This is a genomic window from Streptomyces sp. AM8-1-1, from assembly GCF_032229325.1.
In the GTDB taxonomy this organism is placed as follows: domain Bacteria; phylum Actinomycetota; class Actinomycetes; order Streptomycetales; family Streptomycetaceae; genus Streptomyces; species Streptomyces achmelvichensis.
The window spans coordinates 8,438,280-8,456,545 of sequence record NZ_CP135086.1 but is presented as its reverse complement, the minus strand read 5'-3'; the positions used below and the strand labels follow the sequence as shown (position 1 = coordinate 8,456,545).

Genomic DNA, 18,266 nt, shown 5'->3' with positions numbered 1-18,266 from the left:
CACGGTGCAGCGCTCACGCTGAAGCCGGACAGCTGGCCGACTTCTTCCGCGCGCCCATGTCCAGAAGCTGTTCGACCAGGCCGGGTGGCAGCGTGAGCCGTCTGACAGGCGCATCCCGTCAGAGAGGGCTTTGGCCGGACCGGTGTCCCTGAAGCTGGACACCCCCGCCGGGCCGAGTTGGCTCATGAGAGAGACTGAACCGCCCGGCGGCGTGCCCTGTGTCCGGCCGATGCTGCCGCCGCCGGGCACCGCCAGCGGCCGGCCGGGCCGGACCGGCTCATCGGCGCACCAACGGCACAGGAGCCGCGCGTCCTCATCCGGTGTATCGCCGTCCCGCCGCGAGGGGATGCTGTCCTTCTCGGGCCACACGGGAGGGGGCTGATGGGGTACACCGCTGTGCACGCGGGCTGGGGCCGGCTGGATGCGTCGCTGGACGATCTCGGTTGTGGCCGGTCCTGGGCGGACGTCCACCGCGTGAAAGGGCTGGAGCTCGCGTGTCCGGAGTGCCGGGGAAGGGTGTTCGCGCGCATCTCCCCCCACCGCGCCAGGCACTTCTACCACCAGGTGCGGCCGCGCGACTGTGAGTTGGCGAACGAGTCGCCGGAGCATCACCTGCTGAAGCTGGAGCTGGCCACCGCCGCCCGGGCGGCGGGCTTCAGAGCAGAGCTGGAGGTCGGCAACGAGGCCCGGACCTGGCGTGCCGACGTGCTGGTCTTCGACCGGCAGGACCGGCCGTTCATCGCGCTGGAGGCGCAGTTGTCGCCCATGACGCCGCAGGACGCTCGGATGCGGACGGACCGCTACGCGGCGGACGGTGTGGCGGTGTGCTGGGTGGCGATGGAGAAGCGCCCGTGGGAGCGCGGCGTGCCCTCCCTGCGGGTAGCGCCCCCTAGGGACCGCGGGGACGCATGGACAGTGCGCCATGGCATGGCGCGCTACACCTGGGCAGCGCCACGCACGGTGAAGACGAAGGCGGCGTGGACGCACATCAGCTGTTGTCTGGACGAGGCGGTCCGGTGGATTCTTCAGGGACGGGTTCATGCCCATACCGGCCCGGGCGGCTCGGTGTGGTGGACCGCCCACTCCTACGTCCACCTGGCCATCGCCCGGGCCCGGCTGGAGGCCGATGCCGAAGCCGTCCAGCAGGCGGCTGCGGCCGAGCAGCGCCGACGGGCCGCACAGGAGCAGGCCGCTGCCACCGAGCGGGTCCGACTGGCCGCCGAGCAGCGCAGACTGGCTGCCGAGGAAGAGGCGCACGAGGAGCAGCAGGCGGAGCAGGAGCGGCTGGCGGACTTCTTCGAGCACGCGGGCATCAAGGCCGCGCTGTGGCCCGCGTTCATGCAGTTGGTCTGCTCCGCCTCTGGCAAGGCCGTCACATGCGGTGACCAGAGCCCCGCCCATGGCAACGGGCTGCTCCTCTACAGCCGGCCGCGCAAGGGGGCCGCGTTCCAGCTGGCCGGTGTGGTGTGCCCTGATCCTTCGGCGCTCGCCGGGTGGCCTGCGGACCTGACCATCCTGGTCCCCGGCCGGGTCTGGCTGTTGCGTATCGAGGAAGCCGCCCAGAGCCTGCTGAAAGTCGCCGTCTTGGATCCGGTCACCCAGCACTGCGCCTACGAACGGGTCGGTCCCCGGACCGCGACGCTGACGTGAAACGCATCAGCTTCCGGTGGGTGAGCGCCTATCGACGGCAGAGGGGGTGTCGAAGGGTACGGGGCCCGGTGCCGGTGATGGCGCTACTCGGTCGAGTGAACGCGCACGGACGCGTCGTGCCGGGCATGAAGCCGATCAGCGAAGCGCACGTTGCGCAGGGCCCGGCCGTCGTCAACGTCGCAAGGAGAGCGCGGCCCGTCCGGCGCCGCCGACGGAGCCGACCTCATCCGGGAAGACGCTCCATCCAGGTCTCCAGAGTTGCTGTCATCGCTCGCAGCTCTTGAATGAGTCCCACGACGTCGTCCTGGCTGGACAGCCGACCGGCCTCGCCGGTCGCCTCGACCTCGATGTGAGGCGCTCCTGGTGCGCCGTCCGGGCATGTGCCGGATGTCAGGGTCAGCATGACCTCCAGCCAGCCTGCCCGGCTGTGGCGGGGAACGGCAAGGCCCGGCCCCATCACCATGTGCACAACGTCCTCGAGAGACGCGACACCCGCGTCTGCTTGGTGCTTCCAGTCGCACCACGCAGGGCAGGTGAAGGGCGGAAGGGCCGGTTGCGCGGTGGCAGTGTCCACGATCATGCATCCTGCCCGTTGCGCCACTGTCTGCGCCGGAAGGCACGCCGGAGGCTGCCCGTGAGCCGACGGGGCGACGTGGCCAGGGCTGAGCGCGATCGGGCCGGAACTACACGAGGGGCGCTGGAGTAGCGTTCTCGTCGGTCCAGTCCCCGTCGAAGAGGGCGTCGACCAGGCGCTCTTGGCTAGCGTCGAGCTGCCCGGCGCGGTGCTTGGTGCGGGCCTTGGCCAGCCAGGCGCCGATCCTGACCGTCTCGCCGTCGACGCGGATCGTCTCGCGGGCGGCGGGGGCGCGGTTTTCGCGGTGGAGGAAGAGTTCCAGGAGCTGGACGGTCTGTTCGAAGGTGCGGCGGGTGCGGCGGGCGGGGCTGAGCGGGTTGCTCCCGGGGAAAAGGCCAAGAGAGCTCACCAGATGTTGCTGGCCGGGGTGAAGGGTCTGCCAGGTGGCCAGCTGGCGGTGCAGCCAGGAGCCGATCTTGACGCCGGCCAGGAGGGTGTCGCGGGTGAGCATGGCCGGGTCGGCTCCGTCGGCGAGATGGGCGCGCAGCAGGTGGTATTTGCGGTGCCAGTCGGCGCCGTGGGGCAGGCGCCAGTCGGGTGCGAGGGTGGTCAGGGCGTCGGCGCGGGCCTGATCGAGCTGGTTCTTGGCTGCGAGGTGGCGTTGTTCGGCGAGCCAGGAGCCGACGGCGGTCGTGGCGGGGGCGGCGAGGTGGCCGTGGGTGCGCAGGTAGTCGGCGGCGGCGGTCAGGCGGGCGCGCCAGGCGGCGTCGTGCTTGTCCCAGATCATGCCGAGGGCGTCGAGTTCGGCGATCCAGTCGGCTTCGAGTCGTCCGGCCTTCGCAGCGTCGCGCATGGTGGTGATGAAGGTGCCCAGGGTGTAGCCGGCGGGGTCGGTGTAGTCGGCGGGGACGTCGAGGTGGCCCATTTCGTCACGGTAGGACTGGGCGGCGGCGAGGCCGAGGCGCCGGGAGCGGGAGACAGCCGCCTCGCGGGGGTCGAAGGAGGCCAAATCCATGGCGCGGGCGATGCGCTCGGGGTGGACGGTGAAGTCGAAGTGCCAGCGGCGTTCGATGACGTCGCTGGTCTCCCTGGGGAGACGGTTGGTCTTGTCCGGGAGGCGCTCGAGGATGCGGTGGTCGTGGCTGGCCAGCGCGCAGGCGATCGCCCACACCGGCTCGTAGGCGGTGCCGAGGATGTTCTCGCCGTCGGCGCCGGGCGGGACGTAGACGGGGACGATCAGTGAGGCGGTCTTGCCAGACACGTCCAGGCGCAGGGCGCGGCCGAGGGCTTGGACGCAGCGGATGACGCTGCGGGTGGGGTCGGCGAAGACGATGGCATCCACGCTGGGGATGTCGACGCCTTCGGCGATCAGGCGGGAGTTGGCGAGGATCGCGCAGTCGGCGGCCGCGAAAGCCGTGAAGGTGTCGGCGCGTTGGGCGGGGGTGTACTCGCCGTGGGCGAAGAACAGCCTGGGGGTGATGTCCGGGACGAGGTCGGGATCGGTGCGGGCCAGCAGGCGCAGGGTGTGGGGGAGTTCGCGGGCGAAGCGGCGGGCGTCGGAGACGAGGTTGAAGTAGACCAGGATTTTGCTCAGACGGTGTTCGGTCATGGCGCGCAGGACAGACAGGTGCAGGGCGGTGGTGCGCAGCGCGCTGTCCCCCTCCTCACCGTCCCCACTGGGCGGGGATGTGGTGGGGGTAGGGATGTTCAGGCTGCGGCGTAGGTCGGCGTCGGTGAGGGTGGGCACCACGATGCGGTAGTCCGCAGCCCGGCCGTCTTCCACCGCCTGGGCGAGGGGGTACTCGAAGACCTTCCTTCCGTACACCTGCTCGTTGTCCATGGAGTTGGCGAACGCGTCCACCTCCAGTTCCTGGTTCGGCGCGGTGGCACGGCGGCGGGGGCGGGTGGTGTCAGCGGACTCGGCCAGTTCGGGGGCGGCGAAGATGCGTGGGGTGGCGGTCATGTAGAGGCGGCGGTCGGCGCGGATCCGCGCCCCGTCATTGACGGCTGCCCACTTCTTGTCGGCCCGGCCGGCGATCCGGTGCGCCTCGTCCATGATGGCAAGGTCGAACGGCGGCACCACGAATCTCGTGTTCTGTGTCTCCTCGATCTTGTCCAGCGAGTCGTAGGTACAGATCAGAGTCAGCGCGGGGATCTGGTCCGTGCCCTCCCCCACAACAGACATCAGGGCGGCAAGGGTCTGAGAATTGCTGGTGGACCCAATGCGGCGTGCGGCGAGGACATCCTGCGCGGTGGCGTCCATCGAAGACACGATCACCATGTGTTCCTGATGGCCGTCCCGGCGCCAGGCGAGGGCAGTCTGTGCAGCTAGATCGAGCGTGGGCACCACAACCAGGACGAGTCGGGCGTTGATCGCATCGGCAGCCCGGATCGACACTAGCGTCTTGCCGGTCCCCGTCGCAGAGACATAGAGCGCGCGGCTGTGCGGTCGCCGCAGGTGCTGCACCACTGCTGCCAAACCGCGCTCTTGGTCCGCGTGAAGGAGTGGTTTTCGAAGCGAGCGGGCGGTGAAGGCATCAACCTGCGTGACCATGTGCCCATGATGACGCAGCGGCGGGCGGGGGAATGACGTGGTGTTGACGTCGCCCGGGTCCATTCGGGCGGGAAGCGGAGTCTGCTCGCTGGTGCAGCGTTTAAGCCATCACGGTCTAGTCACCGGCTGTTGGGAACTGATAACGAGTGGTAATACGTCTGTTGCGGCGGTTGGTTGAGGTACGACCGGGAGATCAATGAGCACACCGGAGCGGTCGTCGGCGTTTCCTGCCGAGCCCTTGTTCACTGAGCTGCCCACGGCGTCGCAGACGCCGGTGACAGTGGTGTCCCCCATGATGGCTCTACCGCCCGCTCTGACGCCGAAGCAGCGCTTGGTGCACTACTCAGCTGACGACTGGGAGGAGTTCATCTACGAGTGGGTGATGTCGCTCAAGGAGGCCGGGTACGTGGACGTGGTGGGCATGGGGGGATCCAACGACCGAGGCGCGGACATTGCCGCCTTCCTGACGCCGGCGAAGACCGACAGACGCTGGCACTGCTATCAGTGCAAGCACTACGACAAAGCGCTGGGACCGTCCGTCGCCTATCCGGAGATCCTCAAGATCCATTCGGCTGTGGCCGAGCGGCAGTACAAAGTGCTGCCCGAGCGGTATGTCTTTGTGGCGCCGCGGATCGGGGGGTCACTCATCCAGTTGTTGGCGAAGCCCTCTGCGTTGAGCGCGGGGTTTTTCGACTGGGTGACGAAGAATTCGGCCAAGCTCGCGCTGGAATACACGGGCGGCCTGCTGGACCGGGCGCTGGATCTTGCTCGCCAGTCTGAGTTCTCGCGCTTCGAAGCCGGCAACCTGGACACGATCCTTGAGCAGCACGCCTCGACGCCTCATCATGTGCGGCGGTTCGGAACGCCTCTGCCGGACCGGCCTGCCCAGGAGCCGGCGCCGGCCGAGCACGCTCCGGAAGAGGCGCGGTACATCCAGCAGTTGCTGGATGTCTACTGCGAGAAGTGGGGCTGCTCCGCGGCCTCACCGGAGGAGGCCAGGGCGCACCCCAAGGCTGGCCGCAATCTGCAGAATCAGCGGGAGGCGTTCTACCGTGCAGAGCAGCTGCGCATGTTCGCCCGGGACAGCGTGCCGGTGGGAACCTTCGAGTCCCTGCAGGAGTCCGTATTCAGTGGTGTGGTGGAAGTGGAGGAAGACGACTTCGCCACTGGCTGGGCGCGGCTGAAGGCCGTGCTCGCCGCAGCCCGGAACATGCAGCTGGGTTCCAACGTGCTGTTGCAGGTGGTGGATCAGGACGATCGCAAGGGCATCTGTCATCAGCTCGCCAACGAAGACCGACTCACTTGGGTTCAGGGGGCGGAGCAGTGAATCCCCTCAACAGTCCGCTCGAGGTCGGCATGCGCACTCTGATGCTTCTGACAGCCTCGTTTCCACAGCCATTGGATGTGGCGCAGTTGGTGTGTCTGGACCATCTCATGCTGCACAGCAGCGAAGTGAACGGTCCCCCCAGCCTGCATCCGGCATTGCCGGCCGGACCGGGAGAACTCGCGATGAAACGCGGACTGATCGAACAAGGGCTGGTCGTGTTGCTGCGGGCGGGGCTCGCCGAGCTCGAGGCGACCCCGGAGGGCCTGCTCTATCGAGCCAGCGAGGAAGGGCCGGGCTTCGTGGACATCCTCGCGGCACCGTATGCGGATGCTCTCAAGGACAGGGCTTCGTGGCTGATTGCGGCTCGGGCGTCGTCCGATCTGGACGTGCGCTCCGCTACACGGGCCATCACCGACCGGTGGGCTTACGACTTCGAGTCCCGTCTTCCTGCCTCTGGAAGTGACCATGCCTAATCTGAGGCTGCTGCACCTGACGTTCGCCGGGATTGGCCGCGACCCCGCCCGGGTCGTGTTCGACCCCAAGCTCACAGTGATCTACGGAGCCTCCGACACTGGAAAGTCGTTCGTCACCGAAGCGATCGACTACATGCTCGGCGCACGAAAACTCAGCATGATCCCCGAAGCCGAGGGATACACACAGATCCTCCTCGGCCTGCAGCTGCCTGACAGCAGTGTCATTACGCTCATGCGCGGCCCGCAGTCGGGCAAGGTCAGCGTGTACAACGCGGATCTGCGCGAGCTGATCTACCGGGCCGCCGATCTGGAGCTGACCGCACAGCACAGCGCCAAAAGTTCGAAGAATCTCTCCCGCTACCTGCTGGAGCAAATTGGCCTGGACGGCAGCCTGATCAGCACCAACGACACTGGCGGCTCGAAACTCCTGGGCTTTCGTGATCTGCTCCATCTGTGCCTGATCAGCGAGACCCGGATGGTCTCCAAGGTCTCACCCGTGCTGCGCGCCACGGGCACCAGTGGACAGAGCGCGCACAAATCCGTCTTGAAGCTGCTGCTGACCGGTGAGGGCGAGCCTCCGGCCGACGACCGGCCGAGCCCGGGCCAGCGCCGCGTCCACAAGGGCAAGATCAGTCTCCTGGACGAGCTGATCCTCGATCTGCAGCGGCAACTCGATCCGAACGGAGGCAACGAAGCCGAACTGGCCGGGCAGTTGCACCGTGTCCTCACCCACCAGGACGAAGCCGCTCTGTCCCTTCGGGACATCACAGGCCAGCACGCACGGGCCGTGGCGCGCAGGGCAGAACTGTCGGTGACTCTCGGCCAGTACGAGCAACGTCTGGGCGAAGTCGACGACCTCCTAGGGCGCTTCGGGCTCCTGCGCAACCAGTACGAATCCGACCTGGCCCGCTTGGAAATGGTCAATGAGGCCGGCAGCCTGCTCGGCTACTTCCGGACCGGACCCTGCGTCTTCTGCGGAGCAGAGCCCGAGCACCAGAGCGCCAACCACGACAGCCAGGAGACAACGGCGCTGCACACCGCCGTTCACGCGGAGAGCACGAAGACCCGGCAGCTCCTGTCCGATCTTCGTCTTACCATCGACGATCTGCGGGTGCAGCGAGAGGAGCTCATCGGGAAGCGCACCGTCCACGTGGGGCGAGCACAGGAGACAGACCGGTCGATCGCACACATCGAGGACGACATGCAGCCACTGCAGAACGAGGCTGCGGAGCTGATGACAGTGCGCTCGCTTGTGGAAGCCCAGCTCGGCCTCCATCGCCGGATCCAGGAACTCGAGGATGTCAGGGCAGGCCTGGTCGCCGACGGTGCCGTCCCCGGCGGCCGTCCTAGTACCAGCGTCCCTGCCGGTATCGTCGCCGAGTTCGACCGCGCCGTCGAACGCACACTGGAACAGTGGCAGGTCCGCCTCCACGACGTGTCCTACGACCAGTACAGCGCGGAGCTGTTCGTCGGCGATCACTCCCGCGCAGGCCACGGCAAAGGCATGCGTGCAGTGCTGCACGCCGCATTCGCCGTCTCATTGGCCGAATACTGCCTGGCCAAGGAACACCGCCACCCAGGGTTCGTGGTCCTCGACTCCCCCCTCGTCACCTACCGTCAGCCCGGCATACGACGCACGGACGACCCTGACCTGCCCGACAGCGTCATCGACTACTTCTACCGTGACCTGTTCAGCCGTTTCGCAGGCCAGGCCGTCGTCGTGGAGAACGGGGATCCGCCTGCGGACATCGTGGAGCAGGCGCATGTGTACATGTTCAGCCGCGACCCGCACGACCACCGCTTCGGATTCTTCCCCGTCCTGCCTGACACCGTGGGCGACGAAGACAGCTCGGTCGGCAGATAGCCAACCGCTACCAAAGGAACGAGACCAAGCACCCTGTGCACGGACGGGGGATCAAAGTGTTGGCGGCCGCTGCTCTTGGTTACCTGCGGGGTGATCGTCGATCCAGGACAGGCCGCCCCGGTCAAGTCGGCCACGAGCGCGGGTGACTGCGACGTAAGCGAGGCGCGCTTCAGCGTCGTTGATGGGGCCGGGAACGGGGCCGCCGTTCGCGTCCTGCTCCTTGGTGTTCTTGGGCGGGGTGAAGTCGCCGGAGATTCTGACCGTTTGCCACTCGCAGCCTTTAGCTCGGTGAGCGGTGGAGATGATGACGTCGGCATGGACGTCGGGGGCCAGCCGTTCGACGGCGTGCAGGAGGGCGTCGGGTCCGTGCTGGTCGATGAGGTCGATGAACGGCTTGAGATCGCCGCCGGCGGGGTCGTGGTCGGCGTAGTCCTGCAGTTCTCCCCAGGATGAGAACAGGATCAGTTCTGGGTGGGTCGTGGGTCGCCCGCTCTTGAGGTCGCGGGCTGCCGTGGCCAGCGTGTAGAGGCTTCGTCCTCCCCCGGCCAGGGCGACCTGATAGCCGGCCGCGAGGTGCGCCATCACTTCGGTGATGGCTCCGATGTTGGTGCGGCACAGCACTGCATCGGGGCGCTCGACCGGAGCGAGTTCGGTGGGGATGGTGTCGGATCCGGTCAGGCGGATGGGGGCGTCGGCGATCGTCAGCCACCGGTTCGCTTCCGAGGCGAGGGCGGGCCCGAATCGGAAGGATCGGGACAGGGGCAGGGTGTGGCCGTCGAAGCCGGCCATGATGTCGCGGGCACCGCGCCAGCCGTAGATGGCTTGGGCGGAGTCGCCGACCATCACCAGCTGAGCGTGGGCGCGCTGGGCGGTGAGGACCTGTTCGAGGACGGGGTTGGTGTCCTGGGCTTCGTCGAGGAGGAGGAAGTCGGCGTCGATCTTCGGGTCCGACAGAGCCCAGATCTTGAGGTAGTGATCGTGGTCGAAGCGCACAACGCCGTCTTCGGGGTGCTGGAGGTCGGCCCAGGCTTTGCGGGCGAACGGCAGGACTGTCTGGGTGAGTTGGGTGTGCAAGCGCGGGTCTTCGAGGCCGCGCAGCTGCGGTACGTGGCACGGGGTGAGGGTGCGGTCGGCGGAGTGGCAGTAGCGGGTCACCGTGCGCAGTACGGCGTGGGAGAGGGCCTTGTGGGTCACTTCGCGTTCGCCGATGCGCACCGCTTTGGTGATGCCGAGGGCCATGCCGGTCTTCCAGCCCGCTTGTCGGGGGCCGTTCAGGCGGCGGGCGTAGCGGTGGCCGACGGCGGCGAAGGCGAGAGAATGGGCGGTCTTGCAGGCAACGGTGGGCGGGAAGCGGGTGGCTGCGTGCTGGGCGATGGCCTTGTTGAAGGCGATGTACCGGCCGCGGCGCCGGGTCGTGGAGGCGAGGAGAACGAGGGTGCTCGTTTTACCTGTTCCGGCGCCGGCCTGGAGGGCGAGGTGGTCGCCTGCGCGGAACGCATCGGCAGCTGCGGTCTGTTCGTCAGTGGGATGCAGCACGCGTGGGTTCCAGGGTGTGGTGGGACAGGTGGCGCCCGATGGCTGCCAGAAGCGCGAGGGGCGTGGTGGTGGTGAGTAGCTGTTGAAGGGCACGGTCGAGTCGTGCGGCTTGCTCACGTTCTCGGTGGGCCAGGGCGTCGTGGACGGCAGTCTCGATGAAGGTGCCTGTTGTCTGGCCGGCGCGTTTGGCTGCGTGACGGATGAGGGCGTCGTCATCCGGGCCGAAGTTGATCAAGAGCCTGATGCGATGGTCGGCGTCCGGGTAGTGCGTCGCTACGGCATCTACGGGCAGGAGCCCTGCCAGGTTCCGGTGGGCGCGGGTGAGGGCCTTGGCCGGGGTCTTGCCTGCTGCCAGCGTGATCAGGCGGGTTCGGTCGCGGTTCGGCACGAGCGCCATGACGTGGGCGGCGCGGGCGAGTTCGGCGCGGGTCGCGGGCCGGGTGAGGGTGATCTCAAGGGCGTGATGCGGCATGCCGGTGCCTCCCCCGCGCGAGAGCCTTCGCGTGGTTCATGCGTGCCCTCGCCGACGCCGTACCGCGGTGGGGGTCCGGGGGTGAAGGTGCTGGTGGTGGACGAGGGGGTCGAAGACCTCCCAGTCGGCCAGGGCGAGGTCGGCCGCGGCCGGGGCGGCGGCGTGCGCGGGGCAGCGCTGGGCGCGCCAGCGCAGCTGTTCCGCATACGGCAGGGAGCTGAGGCTGTAGATGGCCATGTCGGCTGCGGGCAGGGCGAGCTGTCCGCTAGCCGGGGTGGCGGGCATCAGTGTCCAGCGGCCGGCTGGGGCGTCGGGGGCGAGGACGGGGTGTGGGCAGCGCTCCCGTCGTCGGGTCTGGGCGATGCACCGGATGTCCTCGACAGGTTGGGCGGCGAGGTAGCGGCCGTAGAGGATCTGGACCACGGGCCGGGTCGGTCTGCACGCCGCCACGTCCGGCGCGCGGGTCGGCCGGTCGGCGGTGGGAGTGAACGTGCCGGAGTCGAGCAGGCGCCGCGTGCTCAGGGCGAGGTGGCGGCGCAGTTCAGTGAGTAGCGGGGTGAGTTCGGCCGGGGCATCGCCGCGCGGGCAGAGCGCGAGGTGCGGGATGCGGCACCAGGAGGTGCCGTCGCTGCCGGGGTGGGCAATGCCGGCAGCGACGTGCCAGCGGGAGCCGGCGGGGACGGTGGCCGTGCGGAGTTCTGCCGGGTGGAGGCTGATGGAGCGGTGGTCGGTGCGGGTGTACCAGTCGATGCGGTTGCCGCAGGCGTGGCAGCGGCCGGGCTGGGCGGTGCGCAGGAGCCGGGACGGACTGTCCGCAGCGATCCGCAGAGCGCGCAGGTGCCGGGCGGTGGTGGGGCTGCCGTCCCAGCGGCGGCCGGATGAGGCAGTGGTGGTGGAGCGCATGGCGGTGAAGGTGACAGGCGGCGCGCCGCCGACACGGCGGCCGTGCCGCCCGCGTCCTCCGGACAGACCAATACCTAGGAACATGCGGACGACTGGTCGCATGTCAGAGCGAAGCGGGTTCCCTGATCGAGTGATTCGCCCGGCCTACGCGGGGGCGGGTCAGTCGGTGGTTTCTGCGGGCGGGGTGTGGCCCTCGCAGAGCGGTGCGAAGAGCTGGTCGACGGGCACGTTCAGGGCGTGCGCGAGGGCGTGCCAGGTCTTCAGCGATCCGATGGTGCGGCCCTGCTCGATTTCGATGACGGTGCGTCTGCCCAGGCCGCTGCGGCGGGCGAGCTCGTCGTAGCTCCAGCCGCGTTCGCTCCTCAGGCGCGCCAGCTGCAGACGCAGCGCGTCGAGGTTCGGGTCCGGCGGGAAGATCGTCACCCCACCATCCGACGGTGCAGACCCCTGCCCTGTCAGTGCAGACCTCTGCCCTATTTCTGCAGGTGGCGGGATCATCGACAGGGCAGAGGTCTGCACTACGGTGTGCCGCCGGCACACCGCTCCCCCATCGACTGGCGGGGAGCGCGGACCGGTCTCGCGCCGACGACAGGAGGAACGCACGTCCCATGAGGCTGTGCACCATGCACCCACCCGTGCCCCGCACCTGGACCGTGGAACTACGCCCCCATAACGGCAGGCCGGCGCTCCACTGCCCCCGCTGCGCGCCCCAGGGCCAGCTCCTGCACGGGACATCAGCCCGGCCAGCAGCCCTCGCCCACCTCGCCCGGCACGCCCGAAGCGACGCCCTCCCAGCGCACCTGCGCGTCTGCCAGTGCCACGAACGCGGCTGCCGATGGCACCCCCGCCACCGCGGCTGCGCAGGCCCCATCCTCCTCGTCCTCACCCGCGACCACGGCGGCCGCCTCTGGCGCCTCGCCGATGTCTGCGCCGCCTGCGCCAACGCCACCCCGTACGCCGCCGCCGTTCCCGACACCGCCTTCGCCGGCACCCCGGCACAGCCGCGCGGCGGGGACGACGCCGGCTCCCAGCGGAGGAAGCGGAGCAGACGGTCACGCGGCCCCTCGGAGCAGGTCCGCATCCAGGACGTGCTCAGCTATCTGGCAGCAGCGCTCTCTCCCCAGGCCGACCCGAAAGCCCGTCTGCTCGCCCTGCAATGCGCGCTGCGCGCCGACGCCCGGGGACACGTGCAGCTGCCCACCGGACTCCTGCGCAGCATGCGCCTGGCCCACGACCCCACGCCGTGGCGTGAACTCGAGCATCACCGCTGGCTCCACACGCAGAACGACACCACCCACCCGGGCAGGCCGGTGTTCATCGCCCGGCTCGTCGATGCCGTGAGCTGGCCGCCCGCCCGCCCCGACCGCCTCCAGGCCGCCAACTGGGCTTTGCACGTCACCTCCGCAGCGCACGTGAGAGTTCTGCCTGCCGGCGTACGGCTGGCAGCGCTTGCCCTCGCTGCACACGGCTCGCCGGCTCACCCGCACACCGGCGTGGAGGCCGATCGCCTGAGCCGCGCCTGCGGAACCCAACCCGCCGAGCTCGAAGGCCTGCTCAACCGACTCGTCATCGCCGGAGCGATCACCACGTGGGCGCATGACCCGCACACCGATGAACTCCACTGGGCTCCCATGCGCCCCGCAACACGCCTTGGCGGCTGAAGCCGCTCACCGCCAGCCTGGCGCCCTTCACTCTCCCGGACGGCCGGGAGACGGCTCCCTTGTTGCCGGGATCACCGCCCGCCGAAAGTGCCGGTACTGGAGGTGAGCCATGGCACGCCGGGGGCGTTGCAGGCGGAACCTGTGAGTCCTTCACGCGGCCCTCACGAGATCGTGACGGCCGGGGACACAACCGTGTTGGGGGTCACGTCTGTTACCTCCTGATAAGGGTGAACGCTCCCCAGTCCATGGCCTTGCTGTGTGATCACGGCGGCCCATAGGAAGGTCTGGCGCGACAATCACCGACCAGCCCTGCCCCGGGGAGCACAAAGGGGGTGGGGCCAGAAGGGAACACATCTCTTGTCTGGAAACTCCAGAAAAAGACGAGTCCTGTCCCGCTTAGCCTGTGGCGCCGCCACCGTCCTGCTTTTGGGGTCCGGCTTGGCGGGCACCGCATCCGCCGGTTCCTTCGATCCGAACCCCGATCCCAACGCCGCACCGTCCACACGGCCCGGTGCCGGACCCGAGAAAGAAGTCAGGGCCGGAGCCCGTCCGGTGTCGGGCAAGAACCCGTCGGCCGGGCCGGCCTGGAAGCAGGTCGACGAGGGGCTGGGCACCTGGAGCGTGAACACCCGCAAGGTCCAGCTGCGGAACACGGTCACCGACGCCGACGGCGACAAAGCCAACCTCACCTTCGAGGTGTGGACCGTCGACGCCGGCGGCAAGCCCAAAACCAAAGTCAAGATCGATGACAACGAGTTCGGCGTGAAGGTCTCCGGCTACGTCAACTCCGGGACTGCAGCCACGGTGACGATCGACCCGAAGTGGTTGAGTCCGAACGTCGACTACGTCTTCCACACGAGCGCCTACGACGGCTCCCTGTACGAGACGTCGTGGTCGCCGTGGGCGAGGCTGCGTATCGAGCTGCCGGTGGACCTGACGCTTCCGGCGCCGGTCTATGACGCGCCGAATCCAGGCTTCACCACGGCACCCAACAGCCAGCAGACCAAGCCGTTGGCCTCTGGCAGCGTCACGCGCAGTACCTACAAGGCCGCGAAGCAGTGCGGTCCGACCGACGCCGCCGGCCGCCGGGTGTGTATCGCCCCGACCCCGGACAAGCCCGCCAAATCCAGGGGCACGCGCGACGCGGGCTGGTGCGAGAACGGCTCCATGGGGGCCTACGCCGACCGGTTCAAGGAATGCGACAGCCGGCCGGTCACCTACTACCTGGGCCCCGACGACGACCCCACGGCGAAGGCTGATTTCCAGTTCACCCGCACGCTCCGCCTGGACGGCCCGGACAGCTTCACCGAAACCCTCACGATCAAGGGGGTCAACATCCCGGGTGACTTCGACGGCGGCATCGCCCTGTCCGCGTTCAACGGCCACATCTGCCAGGGCTCGTGCAAGCCGATCGAGCCCCAAGGCGGGGACTGGACGGCCACCCCGACCTGGAAGCCCGGCGACACGCACACCGCGTCACTGACCACGAAGTACACGTGGGACGCGTCCGCAGCCGACATGAAGTACGTGTACAAGCCGGACGTCAAGATCGAGGGGCAGGTTCTTTCCCCCGGCAGCGTGCAGAAGGTCAACTACCAGTGGAGCAAGGGCTACTGGCAGGACACTCCCGACCTTGACCAGATCCGCTGCGACACTTTCAAGACAAAGTGGGGCTCCGCCGGCTGTGTCTTTGTCAACTCGGCCCCGAGTTACGTGTTCAACGCCAAGAGGTACCCGCAGGCCGCGGCGCACGCATGGCTCATCCAGACTGTGCTGCCGAACCACGCCGGCTCCGAGGCGAACAACAAGCCGTTGTACTACATGGGCGATGAGGCGCAGAACACGAGGAACCGCGCCCGCATCTGCCCCGACAAGTGGGCTGCGGAGAACGGCGACGCCAGCGCGCTGGACGATGCGTCGGACAAGCTGAACTGTGACGAGTTCGCCTTCGCCTCCTCCTACAACAGCGGCGGTATGAAGAAGAGCGAGGGCGGCCTGAACGAGGCCGTCCCCACGGGCAGCACCACGGGCATCCCGAACGGGAAAGCCTGCGTACAGTCCTTCGCGAAGAAGCACGGGACGAAGGTGCACCTGTACAACATCGACAACGGCGTCGTGCCGACGTTCCACGAGGTGTGCGGGCGCTCGGCCATCTCCGGAATCCACAACCAGGAGTCGATGGGCGGGAACTTCAACTCGTTCATGAAGCAGATGCGCATCATGGACAGGGACGCCTACTGGCTCAACACCCGTATGACCGGGAGCTGCGCGGCCACCGACGCGTTCGGCAAGCCGGTGAACCCCGTCATCTGCACGATGACCGCGAAGTAGCGGCCACCATCTGAAGGGCCGGTGGGGGCGCCCAGCGTGTGCGTCCCCACCGGCCGGCCAGGTCAGATCAGCGGCGCGGGAAGAAGAGCCAGCGGGAGCATGCCGCGCTCGACCGTGGCGCGGTCGATCGACAGGCTGCAGTAGCGGCCGACGCCGGCGAACACCCGGGCGGGGATCTCATCCGCGTGTTCCTCGTAGTACAGCTCCACCTCTTCCTCGGTGGACACGCCGTCGTACAGAGAGGGAAACACGGCGCCCGCCGCGCGCAATGCGGCGTCGAGCTCCGGCGACCAATCCGCGTCCCCTCGGAACTCGGCCTCCCGTACGTTCCCATCCCGTGGGGCGTGGAGGATCAAAGACGGAGCATCGTGGTGGTTCAGTGTGAGGCAGACGATCTCCTCCCCGATGAGCGGCTGCATCGCGGCCACGCTCCGGTAGCCCATGAACCAGGTCGCCCAGCCCTGGTCCTCCAGGACGTACACCCAGTCCCCGCAGGTGCCGTACATCGCACGGCTGACGTGCCCGTCCACACCAGAGGAAATCGTCAACTCATCCCGCTCCTTGTACAGATCCTGGCACCGGAGCTGTTCACGGTCCGCTCCCAAACGGATAAGGAACTCCTCGGCTTCCACGCCGCGAGCGGCTGTCAGCGAGATGCTGCCACGCATCCCGGGCGCGCCGCTTTGCGGCTTCTCGTAGCTGTGCACCCCGATCCACCGCAGTCCAGCCGCTTCATCCTCTACATTCCGCTGCTCGCTCATCGGGCCAACCTATCGGCGGGCAAGGAAGCATCAACGGCTGAAGAACGTCACGCGCACTCCGACCGGGATCGGCTCGTGAGCGGCGAGAGATCCGCACGGAGCGTGGACAGCATCGCCGCCCTCCATGCAAGCGATCGCCCGAAGCTCAGGCCACGTTGCGCCGAAGACGCCCCACTCAAGGAGCCATCCCGCCAGCGACCCCCGACTACCCCATCCTGAGGCACCGAGCCAGCCCGGCAATTGATCGTTTCTGCGGTGAACATCTACGTCCGCACGGGTGAGAGCGGACTCCAGCAGCGTGAAACGCCCTGCGGGCGACCGCTATCAAACGGGAGTGATCAAGAACCTGACGCGCGGCTTCAGCGCGCTCACCCTCGCCCTGATTCCTCTCCTTGCACCCGCCCCGCCCGCACAAGCCGCCGAAGTCGCCACGCTCGCCGACGCGGTCGGCAGACTGCCGATCGCGCCGGAGAGCCGGGAGGGATATCAGCGCACCAGCTTCAAGCACTGGAACACCGGCCTGGATCCCGCGGACGGCTGCCACACCCGTAACGAGGTCCTGCTCGCCGAAGCGATCGAGCGGCCGGATGTCGCGCCGGGATGCCGCATCACCGGTGGACGGTGGCTGTCCTACTACGACGGGCAGTTCGTCACCGACGCGGGCAGTCTCGACATTGACCACATGGTCCCCCTCGCCGAAGCCTGGGATTCCGGCGCTTCCGCCTGGACCCCCGCACGACGCGAGGCCTACGCCAACGACCAGCACGCCGAGACCTCCCTGGTCGCCGTCACCGCCCGCACGAACCGCTCCAAGGCAGACCAGGACCCCGCTCAGTGGCTGCCGCCGGCCGCCGAATCGCACTGCCGCTACCTGACCGAATGGGTCGCCACCAAGCTCCGCTGGCAACTCGCCGCCGACACCGACGAGATCGAGGCACTCAAGTTGTTCGCCGACGGACCGTGCGAGGACGCGGCCGTCATCTACACCCCCGCGCCATAGAACCTGCGCACACTGCATGCGGTCCCGGCGCCGGGCGGGCGGGACCGCATGCAGGGTTTCGTCGTGTCAGGGCCGCACGCCGAACGCCCCACGCCGCCTCCGGGCCTGCCGCCATTCACCCGCACGGGTCGTGATCGCGGCGTCCGTGAACCAACGTGACGGAACCCGGTTTGATCGTCATCGACATCACCGCCGCGGACGCAGCCACCGCACTCGGCGCCGTCGCCGAAATGGACAGCCAGTGGGCCACCTCCCGGCCGGACGAGGTCCGGCGCGTGCCAGGCCAGGCTGGCGTCACGCTCCGCATGTACGCAGACATGCGCCGCAGCGGGCTCCGCACGCCTAAGTTCCTTGGCCTGCCAGGATTTTCCGCCATGACGCGCAGGCTTCAGAGATGCCGTTCGTCGACCGAAACCGTCGCCGTCCATCGGTCAACTTCTGCCCGCAGCCCTTACATCCCGGCCGCTGCGCGTCCCGCTGCGCCGCTTCCCGCCCCACCTCGTCTATAGGTCCGATCGGGACGGCTTACCCAGCGGCAGGCGAAAGTCATGCCCACCACCAGGCAAGCCAGCAGGATGCGATCCCTACGCAAAGTGCCGGAAACCCTCACCCCAGCATCGGGAGCCTGCCTGCCGCTTAGTCCGGCCGGGAGTATTCTATGGTTTTTACGTGGCCGTTAATGTTGAGTCTCATTTTCACAGAAAGCGAGGGCTCAACACGCTTCGTTCTGGAGAAGCAGCCCACTTGGAAACCTGTATTCAGAGGCGATGAGGCGCAGTCTACGTCCGCGAGGTTCTTCCTGCTCGGGTTCCAGCTTGTCCTTATAGTCGTATTCGTTTCACCGTGTATCTGCACCTTTCTTCCGGAGTTATTGACCAGGACGAGTACGGCTTGAGCCATGTCCATTTCATTTCGGATGATGCATGCCCGGAATCGAATGCCGTCTGCAGCCGGGTGGTCTGTGACTGTTCCGCATTTCCAGTTGGCATTGGTTTCTCCGACTTCGTGCCATGCGACGATGTCCGGTGTAGAGATGCTGGCCAGGGCCGGTCCTGAACTTAGCAGGAGGGATCCCATTGCGATGCTCACTACAGAGAGTGCTTTTGTGAGGGAATTCATGGTGTTCCTTTCTGGCTGATGGAATCTGCGGTGTGGTGTTC

Annotated in this window: 16 protein-coding genes; 8 read left to right on the top strand and 8 right to left on the bottom strand. The window is 67.9% G+C overall.

Going from position 1 to position 18,266, the window contains the following annotated elements:
- Nucleotides 1–381: 381 nt before the first annotated feature.
- A complete protein-coding gene (locus RPQ07_RS37640) occupies nt 382–1,650 on the top strand; it encodes a competence protein CoiA (RefSeq protein ID WP_313941877.1) in 1,269 nt (422 codons plus the stop codon).
- A 223-nt stretch (nt 1,651–1,873) separates the two neighbouring features.
- Here RPQ07_RS37640 and RPQ07_RS37635 read toward each other — a convergent pair whose 3' ends face one another.
- A complete protein-coding gene (locus RPQ07_RS37635) occupies nt 1,874–2,230 on the bottom strand; it encodes a DUF6907 domain-containing protein (RefSeq protein WP_313941879.1) in 357 nt (118 codons plus the stop codon).
- A gap of 103 nt (nt 2,231–2,333) precedes the next feature.
- On the bottom strand, nt 2,334–4,778 hold the full coding sequence (locus tag RPQ07_RS37630; RefSeq protein ID WP_313948726.1) for a DEAD/DEAH box helicase: 2,445 nt from the start codon (nt 4,776–4,778) through the stop codon (nt 2,334–2,336).
- Between the two features lie 196 nt (nt 4,779–4,974).
- Between RPQ07_RS37630 and RPQ07_RS37625 the strand changes: the two genes are divergently transcribed.
- From RPQ07_RS37625 to RPQ07_RS37615, 3 genes are read left to right on the top strand one after another with little or no spacing between them, the layout of a single operon-like run.
- Nucleotides 4,975–6,105: an ABC-three component system protein gene (locus tag RPQ07_RS37625; protein ID WP_313941881.1), complete on the top strand. Its 1,131-nt coding sequence runs from the start codon at nt 4,975–4,977 to the stop codon at nt 6,103–6,105.
- Nucleotides 6,102–6,578 (top strand): ABC-three component system middle component 2, encoded by a 477-nt coding sequence (locus tag RPQ07_RS37620; RefSeq protein ID WP_313941882.1) that lies wholly within the window; start codon nt 6,102–6,104, stop codon nt 6,576–6,578. Before RPQ07_RS37625 ends, RPQ07_RS37620 begins: the two co-directional genes overlap by 4 nt.
- A complete protein-coding gene (locus RPQ07_RS37615; protein ID WP_313941883.1) occupies nt 6,571–8,442 on the top strand; it encodes a hypothetical protein in 1,872 nt (623 codons plus the stop codon). The genes RPQ07_RS37620 and RPQ07_RS37615 overlap by 8 nt, the downstream gene beginning before the upstream one ends.
- 51 nt (nt 8,443–8,493) lie before the next feature.
- Here RPQ07_RS37615 and RPQ07_RS37610 read toward each other — a convergent pair whose 3' ends face one another.
- The 4 genes from RPQ07_RS37610 to RPQ07_RS37595 all read right to left on the bottom strand — a co-directional run bounded on the left by RPQ07_RS37610 (nt 8,494) and on the right by RPQ07_RS37595 (nt 11,776).
- Nucleotides 8,494–9,975 carry a UvrD-helicase domain-containing protein gene (locus RPQ07_RS37610; RefSeq protein ID WP_313948727.1) on the bottom strand — a complete coding sequence of 494 codons (1,482 nt, stop codon included), beginning with the start codon at nt 9,973–9,975 and terminating at the stop codon, nt 8,494–8,496.
- Nucleotides 9,962–10,450: a hypothetical protein gene (locus tag RPQ07_RS37605; protein WP_313941884.1), complete on the bottom strand. Its 489-nt coding sequence runs from the start codon at nt 10,448–10,450 to the stop codon at nt 9,962–9,964. Before RPQ07_RS37605 ends, RPQ07_RS37610 begins: the two co-directional genes overlap by 14 nt.
- 36 nt (nt 10,451–10,486) lie before the next feature.
- On the bottom strand, nt 10,487–11,353 hold the full coding sequence (locus RPQ07_RS37600) for a DUF6083 domain-containing protein (protein ID WP_313941885.1): 867 nt from the start codon (nt 11,351–11,353) through the stop codon (nt 10,487–10,489).
- A 159-nt stretch (nt 11,354–11,512) separates the two neighbouring features.
- Nucleotides 11,513–11,776, bottom strand: a complete 264-nt coding sequence (locus RPQ07_RS37595) for a helix-turn-helix transcriptional regulator (protein WP_313941886.1) — start codon at nt 11,774–11,776, stop codon at nt 11,513–11,515.
- A 200-nt stretch (nt 11,777–11,976) separates the two neighbouring features.
- Between RPQ07_RS37595 and RPQ07_RS37590 the strand changes: the two genes are divergently transcribed.
- Both RPQ07_RS37590 and RPQ07_RS37585 read left to right on the top strand, forming a co-directional pair.
- Nucleotides 11,977–13,014 (top strand): hypothetical protein, encoded by a 1,038-nt coding sequence (locus RPQ07_RS37590; RefSeq protein WP_313941887.1) that lies wholly within the window; start codon nt 11,977–11,979, stop codon nt 13,012–13,014.
- A 552-nt stretch (nt 13,015–13,566) separates the two neighbouring features.
- Entirely contained in the window at nt 13,567–15,345 is a 1,779-nt protein-coding gene (locus tag RPQ07_RS37585; RefSeq protein WP_313941888.1) for a hypothetical protein, read from the top strand.
- A gap of 62 nt (nt 15,346–15,407) precedes the next feature.
- Here RPQ07_RS37585 and RPQ07_RS37580 read toward each other — a convergent pair whose 3' ends face one another.
- On the bottom strand, nt 15,408–16,106 hold the full coding sequence (locus RPQ07_RS37580) for a hypothetical protein (protein ID WP_313941889.1): 699 nt from the start codon (nt 16,104–16,106) through the stop codon (nt 15,408–15,410).
- A 334-nt stretch (nt 16,107–16,440) separates the two neighbouring features.
- On the opposite strand from RPQ07_RS37580, the gene RPQ07_RS37575 reads away from it, so the two are divergent.
- Together RPQ07_RS37575 and RPQ07_RS37570 are read left to right on the top strand one after the other, a co-directional pair.
- Nucleotides 16,441–17,106 (top strand): HNH endonuclease family protein, encoded by a 666-nt coding sequence (locus tag RPQ07_RS37575; protein ID WP_313941890.1) that lies wholly within the window; start codon nt 16,441–16,443, stop codon nt 17,104–17,106.
- A gap of 155 nt (nt 17,107–17,261) precedes the next feature.
- Nucleotides 17,262–17,615, top strand: a complete 354-nt coding sequence (locus RPQ07_RS37570) for a DUF6207 family protein (RefSeq protein ID WP_313941891.1) — start codon at nt 17,262–17,264, stop codon at nt 17,613–17,615.
- Nucleotides 17,616–17,742: 127 nt separating this feature from the next.
- On the opposite strand, the gene RPQ07_RS37565 is transcribed toward RPQ07_RS37570, so the two are convergent.
- Nucleotides 17,743–18,225, bottom strand: coding sequence for a hypothetical protein (locus tag RPQ07_RS37565; RefSeq protein WP_313941892.1), 483 nt, complete (start codon nt 18,223–18,225; stop codon nt 17,743–17,745).
- Nucleotides 18,226–18,266 lie beyond the last annotated feature (41 nt).

What these genes read in the sequence shown, in the direction of transcription:
- RPQ07_RS37600 (WP_313941885.1), bottom strand. Translation starts at nt 11,353, where the DNA reads ATGCGCTCCACCACCACTGCCTCATCCGGCCGCCGCTGGGACGGCAGC.
- RPQ07_RS37590 (WP_313941887.1), top strand. Translation starts at nt 11,977, where the DNA reads ATGCACCCACCCGTGCCCCGCACCTGGACCGTGGAACTACGCCCCCAT.
- RPQ07_RS37625 (WP_313941881.1), top strand. Translation starts at nt 4,975, where the DNA reads ATGAGCACACCGGAGCGGTCGTCGGCGTTTCCTGCCGAGCCCTTGTTC.
- RPQ07_RS37615 (WP_313941883.1), top strand. Translation starts at nt 6,571, where the DNA reads ATGCCTAATCTGAGGCTGCTGCACCTGACGTTCGCCGGGATTGGCCGC.
- RPQ07_RS37635 (WP_313941879.1), bottom strand. Translation starts at nt 2,230, where the DNA reads ATGATCGTGGACACTGCCACCGCGCAACCGGCCCTTCCGCCCTTCACC.
- RPQ07_RS37565 (WP_313941892.1), bottom strand. Translation starts at nt 18,225, where the DNA reads ATGAATTCCCTCACAAAAGCACTCTCTGTAGTGAGCATCGCAATGGGA.
- RPQ07_RS37580 (WP_313941889.1), bottom strand. Translation starts at nt 16,106, where the DNA reads ATGAGCGAGCAGCGGAATGTAGAGGATGAAGCGGCTGGACTGCGGTGG.
- RPQ07_RS37605 (WP_313941884.1), bottom strand. Translation starts at nt 10,450, where the DNA reads ATGCCGCATCACGCCCTTGAGATCACCCTCACCCGGCCCGCGACCCGC.
- RPQ07_RS37640 (WP_313941877.1), top strand. Translation starts at nt 382, where the DNA reads ATGGGGTACACCGCTGTGCACGCGGGCTGGGGCCGGCTGGATGCGTCG.
- RPQ07_RS37630 (WP_313948726.1), bottom strand. Translation starts at nt 4,778, where the DNA reads ATGGTCACGCAGGTTGATGCCTTCACCGCCCGCTCGCTTCGAAAACCA.